Origin of the sequence: Arthrobacter sp. Bi83, assembly GCF_918698095.1 — a bacterium.
Lineage (GTDB): Bacteria > Actinomycetota > Actinomycetes > Actinomycetales > Micrococcaceae > Arthrobacter.
In genome coordinates this window covers 1-3,813 of the sequence record NZ_CAKKLY010000104.1, presented here as the reverse complement: position 1 = coordinate 3,813, position 3,813 = coordinate 1, and the positions used below count along the sequence as shown (strand labels likewise).

The 3,813-nt window shown below is 64.1% G+C and carries 3 protein-coding genes; 2 read left to right on the top strand and 1 reads right to left on the bottom strand.

The window, feature by feature from the left end:
- Positions 1-108: 108 nt before the first annotated feature.
- Positions 109-1,713, top strand: a complete 1,605-nt coding sequence (locus LQ144_RS22730; protein WP_230121507.1) for a multicopper oxidase family protein — start codon at positions 109-111, stop codon at positions 1,711-1,713.
- On the top strand, positions 1,701-2,246 hold the full coding sequence (gene lepB, locus LQ144_RS22725; protein WP_230121506.1) for a signal peptidase I: 546 nt from the start codon (positions 1,701-1,703) through the stop codon (positions 2,244-2,246). Before LQ144_RS22730 ends, lepB begins: the two co-directional genes overlap by 13 nt.
- A gap of 253 nt (positions 2,247-2,499) precedes the next feature.
- Here the strand turns inward: lepB and LQ144_RS22720 are convergent, their stop codons facing one another.
- On the bottom strand, positions 2,500-3,663 hold the full coding sequence (locus tag LQ144_RS22720) for a hypothetical protein (protein WP_230121505.1): 1,164 nt from the start codon (positions 3,661-3,663) through the stop codon (positions 2,500-2,502).
- Positions 3,664-3,813: the final 150 nt, after the last annotated feature.

Here is a 3,813-nt window from a genome sequence, read left to right as displayed (position 1 = left end):
GAATAGGGGTGGTTGGACCTTGTTTGTTACCCGGGAGTCACTTGTTCGGACCTTTTCCCAAGAATCGCCCGGCATGCTCGGAGCAATCATTCGAAAGGAGCCCTGGCAATGACCGTGTCAAGACGACAAGTCCTGCTGCTGGGTGGATTAGGTGCCCTGGGGGCTGGCGCGCTTTCGTTTCCGTCCCGCGAAGTGGAAGCCAAGTCGGCCAGTCGCCTCAGCAGTGCAGAAATGCCCAAGCCGTTCCAGTCAGCCTTTGTCCAGCCCCCGGTCCTCCAGCAGGACCGGGTGGGAGTGGACCCCGCCGACGGCGGGCCTGTGAACTACTACACCCTGACTCAAAAAGCGGCCATGGCCTCCATTTTGCCGCGGCTTAAGACTCCGATCCTGGGGTACAACGGCATCTTTCCCGGACCCACCATCAGCCTCGACCAGGGCACCAAGGCCGTGCTTCGTGTCCGCAACCAGCTGCCGGCAACGCACCCCAACGATGGCCACGTGCTGGCAACGTCGGTCCACCTGCACGGATCGGCTTCGCTGCCGCAGTATGACGGGTACGCCAGCGACATTACCCATCCCGGATTTTTCAAGGACTACAACTACCCCAACTTCCAGCCGGCCCGGACTCTCTGGTACCACGACCACGGTGTCCACTTCACGGCCCAGAACGCCTACTCGGGCCTGGCGGCCCAGTACCACATGCACGATCCGGTTGAGCGGAAGCTCCTGCCGCAGGGCAAATACGATGTGCCGCTGGTAATTTCCGACGCGATGTTCGCGGCCAACGGTGCCCTGGGCTATGACGACAACACGCACTCGGGCCTGTGGGGGGACGTCATCCTGGTCAACGGCAAGCCGTGGCCGGTCATGAAGGTCCAGAAGCGGATCTACCGCTTCCGCATCCTGAACTGCAGCATCTCCCGTTCGCTCAAGCTCACGCTCAGCACGGGAGATCCCCTGGTGGTCGTGGCCACCGACGGCGGCCTGATGCCCAAGCCGCAGAGCGTGGCCAACTACCGGCACGCGGGCGCGGAACGGTATGAGGTCCTGATTGATTTCCGCAAATACAAGACCGGTCAGCGGATTGAACTGCGGAACCTGTCCAACAAGAACAACGTGGATTACGACTTCACGAACAAGGTCATGGCCTTTGACGTCACCGACGAGCCCGTCGACACCGCCGACGCCACCTGGAACACCATGCCCACGCTGCTGGCTCCGGGCAATGAGGTCATGGCCCTGACCGAGAAGCAGGCTAAAAAGGTCCGGCGCTTCAGGGTCAAGCGGAACCACACCACCAACATGTGGACCATCGATGACACCAGTTGGCACGACGTGATCGCGAGCGGCTACAAGAAGGTTTCCGCGGAAGTGGACCTCGACGCCGTCGAGATCTGGGAGTTTGAGAACAAGTCAGGAGGCTGGTTCCATCCGGTTCATATCCACCTGGTTGACTTCAAAATCCTGAGCCGCAACGGCAGGGCCCCGTTCCCGCAGGAACTCGGTCCCAAGGATGTGGTCTATGTGGGCGAAGGCGAGACGGTCCGGCTCCTCATGAAGTTCGGTCCGCACAAGGGCCGGTACATGGTGCACTGCCATAACCTTCCCCATGAGGACCACGACATGATGGTCCAGTTCCGCGTCGGCCTGAAGGAAGACGACTACGATCCCTGCGACCCCATGACGGCGGCACTTCCCCAATGGGACGCTTAGCCCCCCTGCCAGTAGCAAGAACCGAAAGCCCTGCCGGAGTTTCCCGGCAGGGCTTTTGGGGGAAGAAAACCACGACGGCGGCCGTGCTGGCCGCCGGTTTGCTCGCCACCCGGCTGTGGGTGCTTGAGCCCATGACGGTGAGCTCCGAGAGCATGGAACCGGCGGTGCCCCGGGGCTCCACGATCCTGCTGTACAAAGCCGGACCGGCCCTTGGCAGTCTTACAGCCGGGTCTCTCGTAGTCTTCACCAGCCCCGAGGACGGACATCCGGCGCTCAAGCGTGCCATCGCGTTTCAAGGCCAGACCGTTGCCATCGAAGACGCCGTCCTCGTCGTGGACGGCGTGCCGCAGCCTGAGCCGGGAATCGACCAAAGCCGGATTGACGGCACGTATTTCGGTCCTGTCACCGTACCTGCGGGCCACCTCTTCGTCCTCGGCGACAACAGGTCCGGCTCCATCGACTCACGCATCTACGGCAGCGTCCCGCTGGAGAACGTGCAGGCGACCGTGCTGTGGCCGCCGTCGGGTCGTTAGGCGTCCTGCCGGGCCGGCGGAAGCGGCAACAGGCACAATGCGTCGACAGACGTAGGGTCGCCAGGTATGGGGAGGCGGTCCCGGGCAGCAGTTCACAGAGCCCGGGGCCGCTTTCCTATGTTGTCGGTAAGTCAGGGTCGTTGGTCTGCCAAGGGTTGTCCGACTGCCAGGACGTCCCCGCACAGCAACAGGGCCCCGTCCGCGGTGTGGACGGGGCCCTGTTGCTGTGCGCTGACGTGTCAGCCGGTGCGGATCAACGGGTGGCGATGGCTGACGTTGCCGTGCCTCCCCGAGTGGACTGGACCATGACCCTGGTGATCTGCCTGGTCGGTCCGGGCTTGGCCTTGTAGGACCAGGCGCCGAGGGTGTCGACCTGTGCGGTGCCGATCTTCACCGCGGTACCGCTGGTCATGTCGTAGATCACGACCGACGTGGCCGGGGTCAGAACGCCGGTGCTCCCCGCCAGGGCGGATGTGCCGGTGATCCGGAGCTCGGTGCCAATGCGGTGGCGGGAGCCCGCATCGATTGCCACAGCGTCGGTCTGGATGGTCAGCGCAACAGTTGTCTCGCTCGTGCTGCCGTCCAGGGCTGTCACGACCAGCTTGATATGGGCAGGTCCTGCGACTGCTGCCGGCAGCGGAGCAGTGTCCGTGGTCTTGGCGTAGAACGGAACCGCAACGGTCGGCTTGGCCGTGGTGTCGCCGGCCAGCGTTACGGCCGGGCCGTCCACCTGCGACCACTTGTAGCTGACGCCCCCGGTTGATGTGCTGCCGTCAAGCTGGACGCTTGCGCCGCGGGCTACCGTAGCTGATGCCGGCGTCGCCGCTGCTTTCAGCGTGGTTGGCGGGGTGGTGCCGCCGCCCGGTGGCGTGGTGGTGCCGCCGCCTGGTGGCGTGGTGCCGGTCCCTGTGTCAACTACGGGACCGGGATCGGGTGTTGGGCTCAGCGGGGGAAGTCCTGCCTGGGTGGCAGTGCCGCCTGAGACGCTCACCGCAAGGGATGCCGTGTCCCCGGCGGCGTTCTTCACCGTTACCTTGGCGGGTGGCGCATTGAGGGTCCAGGAGCCCTGGGCTGGCGCGCCGCCAGCTGCGGGGTTGACCAAAGGTCCGACTCCGACGACTTCCAGTGGGTCGCCTGAACTGGAGAGGGCTGCTACGTTGAGCTTCGCCCCGTCAAAGGTGGCGCTCGTGACCGTGATGCTACTGGGCTTGGTCACGGTAATGGTGCCGCTGCTGGCGGGCTTGTCGGCGATGTTGGTGATCTTGACCGATGTTGGTGCGGTTCCGGTGAACGGGATCCGGGCGTAGAAGCGGCCGGAGTCCGCATCCGTGGCCATCGGCGTGAGAGCGAATTTCCCTGCCTGTGCCTCGACCTGCAGCTGGGCCGCGGGCTTGCTGCTGGCGAAGATATCGATCATGTTCCCGTTGACTACGGCAGAATCCGGAATGAATCAAGCTGTTTGTGACAGCTGGTTGGTTTTGTAGTTGATGCCGGCGTGGGCCGGGGCGGCTGGTGCGGTGGGTTTGTTGCGGTAGCGGTGAGGATGCCGGGCGTGGCAGGCGTTGAG